This is a genomic window from Paenibacillus sp. 598K, from assembly GCF_003851045.1.
Taxonomy (GTDB): domain Bacteria; phylum Bacillota; class Bacilli; order Paenibacillales; family Paenibacillaceae; genus Paenibacillus_D.
This window is the reverse complement of record NZ_BFBX01000218.1, coordinates 1-4,259: the sequence shown is the minus strand read 5'-3', so window position 1 is coordinate 4,259 and position 4,259 is coordinate 1. Positions and strand designations below refer to the sequence as shown.

Below are 4,259 nucleotides of genomic sequence, written 5' to 3'. Positions count from 1 at the left end.
AACGACCGGGAGCCTCGAGGCTCCCGGTCGTTCGTATGTCTGTTGATGGTGCCAGACATGTCTGCTCCAGCGAGCAGACAGCGCCAACACCGCTATGAACGTTCGCTTGGCATAGGCCATGCAGTCGCCTGAAGCGGCATGCTTGGCTAGTTACTCTGTATCCATTAGAGGGGGCGCCTTCTCGGCAAGCAAGCGTTTCGTGCTTCACGACGGATGATCCGCAACGTTGCGGAATGCCAGGCAATTATTCGATCTTCATCGCCAGCGCTTCGCGCACCAGCTCCTCCAGCGGCGTCAGCTCGCCGATCAGTCGCTGCAGGTCCTCGCTGATCTGCGAGGAGCCTCCGGCTGCGATATGCGCATTGATGCCGGAGAGCATCCCCGCTACGGCTTCCGGCAGACCTGCCTGCATGAGCAGCGCCTGATTCTCCTCATAGGAGATCGGCGTGTAGACAACCGGCTTGCCGGATGCGGCAGAGAGGGCGTCCGCCAACTCATAGAACGTCCAGGCCCGAGGCGCGGCCAGCTCATAGGTCTGGTTCTCGTGGCCTTCTCCTGTCAGTGCTGCCGCTCCTGCGCGTGCGAGATCGTAGCGGCTCACGACGTGGGTCGCGCCTTCGCCGACATTCGATCGGAGCGTGCCCTGCGCCGCTGCGGCCTGCAAGGCTTGCGGGTCGAGGAAGATATCGGCGTAGAGCGGATTGCGGAGGAAGGTGTACGGGATGCCAGTAGAGCGTATGATGCCTTCGGTGAGCAGATGCGTAGCGGCCAATGGCAGCGTCGACTGCTCGGCGAACACATACCCGTAGTAGAGGATGTGGGGGACGCCCGCATCCTTGGCGGCTTTGGCGACATGGGTATGCTGCAGCAGCCGCAGCGTCTCGTCATGCGCGTCGGGGCTTGGGATGAACAGCAGCTTGTCGGCGCCGGCGAAGGCATTTTGCAGGGAGAATCGATCATTGTAGTCGCCGTAGCGCAGCTCGAGTCCCAGCTCTGCGAGATGGGCGGCTTTCTCGGGATCGCGGACGACCGCCACGATGCGCTCAGCGGGCACTTCCTGCTTCAACAATTGTCCGATGACCTTGCTGCCTAGCTGGCCGGTTGCTCCAGTGATGATGATTGACATCGTCTCATCCTTTCGTCATAGGCATAATAATGAATGATTGCTACGATATAACCTTATCTTATCGAGGGGGCAGGGGACAAGTCGAAGACAGTTGACTTGCTGCGGATCGTTGGTTATATTATGACCGACAGTTACGAACAGACAGGAACTTAGAGGAAGAGCGGCCACCGTGCGTCTGCGGACCTATGGCAGCGTAAGGGAGGGCAAGTCATGAAAATCGAACAGATCTCGCCGCACATCTGGCGTCTGCGAAGCTGGGTATTCATCCCGATCACCGTCTGGCTCGTCGAGGAGAAGCAAGGCCTGGTCTTGGTGGATACCGGGATGGCCTCGATGGGCAAGGATATCCTGCGACACATCCTCGACTTGAAAAAGGGGCCGCTGAAGCGGGTCCTGCTGACGCACGGCCACTCCGACCACGCCGGCGGGGTGCGGCGCATCCTCGAGGACGCGTCGGTGCCCGTCTATGCCCACAAGCGAGAGCTGCGCTACCTCGAGGGCATCCAGCCTTATCCCGGACGCAGCAAGGCGCAGCAGATGATCGCTCCCGGTATCGTCCAGACGCTGCCGATGAGCGGGATTGGCGAGGAGGGCTCGCTCGGCAGTCTGAGCATGTACTGGACGCCCGGCCATTCTCCCGGTCATGTCGTCTACTATCATGAAGAGGACTCGGTGCTGCTGGCGGGCGATCTATTCACGAGCCGGAGCGGCAAGCTGCGCCGTCCGATGCCGCTGTTCACGGCGGATATGGAGGAGGCGATAGATAGCGCCCGCATCGTCCAGCGCTTGCAGCCGGAGCGGCTGGAGCTCTGCCACGGCGGGGAGGTGCTCCGTCCGGCGGAGCAGATGGAGCGCTACCTGGCGCGCTATGCGAGCGGGTAGCGGCGCGGCTTGGCGGTTGCTGGGGAGATAGGCTTGGATGCGTGCGTGATTCTGCGAGGAGTCGATTGACGAAGGAGGGATCCGTATGAAGCTGATAACGATAGGTATCGCGATACTACTGCTCGTGGGGTGTTCTTCGACCCCTGCGGAGGAAGACACGAAGCTAAGCGGGGATGCAGCTGTTGAACCGGTAGTGCTGGACAAGGTGCCCGAAGGGATGGCGACGGTAGCGTACGAGCTAGACAATATGGGAAGGGATCGTACGCAATATACGTTCCGTCAAGACGGCGAGTTGGTGATCGATCCGTCCAACGAAGGCAAGGAGCTTGCGCGTGGCGACATTATTATGTTCGATGCTCCCCCTTATGAGCAAGAGCTGGTGCCGCAGCAGATCTCGAGAGTAGTCGCATTGTCCGGCGAAAAGGTCGTTTTGAAGGAAGGCCATATCTGGATTAATGGCGAGAAGCTCCAAACATTCTATGCACCTGCCACTAAATCTGGCTTGGAACGAGAGGATTACATCGCGCATATGCGCAAGACGGATTCGGCGTTCCAACTGGAAGGGTATGAAGGATTTGATGAGGCGATGGAGGTGATGACTGTTCCGGACGATCACTATTTTGTCATTGGCGATAATCGCTGGCGCAGTATCGATAGTCGACACTTTGGTGCTATACCGTCTGAGCTGGTAAGAGGCAAGGTAATCGGCGTAACGGAGCAATTTTCGATAGATAGCTCAAAATGAAATCGGCTGGTGTAACAATGGTGATATAAGGTAAACATGACGCAGGTCCTTCTAAGCAGAAGGGCCTATTTTTTCATTTACAACGACCTTAATTGCCCATACAATTACTACTAGTAACTGGAGGATCATGGTTCGTATTCCGTGGAATCTCTGGGGAGGAAATTCACTATACAATGAGGGGCGAGAAACTCAGTTGACGAAACAATGGAAGCGAATCATGGCTATCGTGCTGACGATGGTAATGCTGGTGCCTTATATGGCCCATGCGCAGGAGACAGGGGCAAATGCAAGTGTTAATGCAAATGCAGGCGGCTTTGTGGATACGAAAGGACACTGGGCGGAGGAGACGATCGCCAAGTGGTCGGGGCTGGGCCTGGTGAAGGGGCAGTCTGTGGATCGCTTCAATCCGAATGCCTCGATCACGCGTGCCGAGCTGGCGGCGCTGATCAACCAAGCGGCTGGAATGGATGAAGAAGCAGCGATTGCATTCACAGATGTCGCATCCGGCAAGTGGTATTACATAGAGGTTGCAAAGGCCATCGCAGCCGGATATATGCAAGGCTATGCCGATGGCACGTTCAAGCCGGAGGCGGCGATCTCGCGTCAGGAGCTGGCGGTGCTGATCATGCGTCTGCTGGGCATCGAGGAGCAGGAGCCAGCGGCGACGTATGCCGACGTGGCGAATGCGCCGGCTTGGAGCCGTGGCGCGATCGGCGCGGTCATCGAGGCGGGTATCATGAGCGGCAAAAGCGAAGGCCAGTTCAGCCCGCTGACGCCGACAACACGCGCTGAGGCGGTTGTCATCCTCGACCGGATCGTGGACAAGCTGGTCTCGCCAGTGGCGCCTGCGCTGACCGTCACCTATGACGAGGCGGGCACCTATGGCGGCGAGACGCCGGAGACGATCGAAGGCTCGGTCGTCATCGGCGCGGCGGATGTGGTGCTGAAGAATACGACAGTAGCGGGCGATCTGACGATCACCAAGGCAGTAGGCGAAGGCGACGTGAGATTGAACGGCGTGACGGTGCATGGCCGGACGCTCATCCAGGGCGGCGGCGCGAACAGCATCCATATCGAGAACAGCAGCTTAGGCGAGGTCGAAGTAAACAAGCAGGGCGGGGCCATTCGCGTCGTGTTCGACGCAGCGTCCAAGGCGACTCAGGTAACGCTGGCATCGCCAGCGAAGATCGAGGCGGCAGAGGGCAGCCAGGTGGGCGAGGTTGCGCTGGGCACAGGCTTGCCTAGTGGCAGCGAGATTGTACTGGAAGGATCGTTCGAGCGAGTCGTCGTCGGGGCGCAGCAAGCGAAGCTGACGACGGACAAGGGGACGATCGGCGAGCTGCAGGTGAGCAAGGACGCCAAGGGCAGCAAGGTCGAACTGGGTAAAGACAGCAAAGTGAAGCAGCTGACGCTGGACTCGGGCGCTGCGGTGAGCGGCGAAGGCGCGGTCGAGAAGGCGGCGATCAACGCCGAGGGCTCGACGCTGGCGAAGAAGCCGGGCGAGGT

Annotated in this window: 4 protein-coding genes; 3 read left to right on the top strand and 1 reads right to left on the bottom strand. The window is 59.2% G+C overall.

Features of this window, described 5'->3' with window-relative positions; translation table 11 throughout:
- Positions 1–244: 244 nt before the first annotated feature.
- A complete protein-coding gene (locus PA598K_RS34580; RefSeq protein ID WP_128661250.1) occupies positions 245–1,126 on the bottom strand; it encodes an SDR family oxidoreductase in 882 nt (293 codons plus the stop codon).
- A gap of 210 nt (positions 1,127–1,336) precedes the next feature.
- Between PA598K_RS34580 and PA598K_RS34575 the strand changes: the two genes are divergently transcribed.
- From PA598K_RS34575 to PA598K_RS34565, 3 genes are all read left to right on the top strand, one after another.
- Positions 1,337–2,008 carry an MBL fold metallo-hydrolase gene (locus PA598K_RS34575; RefSeq protein WP_128661249.1) on the top strand — a complete coding sequence of 224 codons (672 nt, stop codon included), beginning with the start codon at positions 1,337–1,339 and terminating at the stop codon, positions 2,006–2,008.
- Positions 2,009–2,093: 85 nt separating this feature from the next.
- On the top strand, positions 2,094–2,753 hold the full coding sequence (gene lepB, locus PA598K_RS34570) for a signal peptidase I (RefSeq protein ID WP_128661248.1): 660 nt from the start codon (positions 2,094–2,096) through the stop codon (positions 2,751–2,753).
- A gap of 193 nt (positions 2,754–2,946) precedes the next feature.
- On the top strand, positions 2,947–4,259 hold a 1,313-nt coding region (locus tag PA598K_RS34565), incomplete at its 3' end, for an S-layer homology domain-containing protein (RefSeq protein ID WP_185602417.1).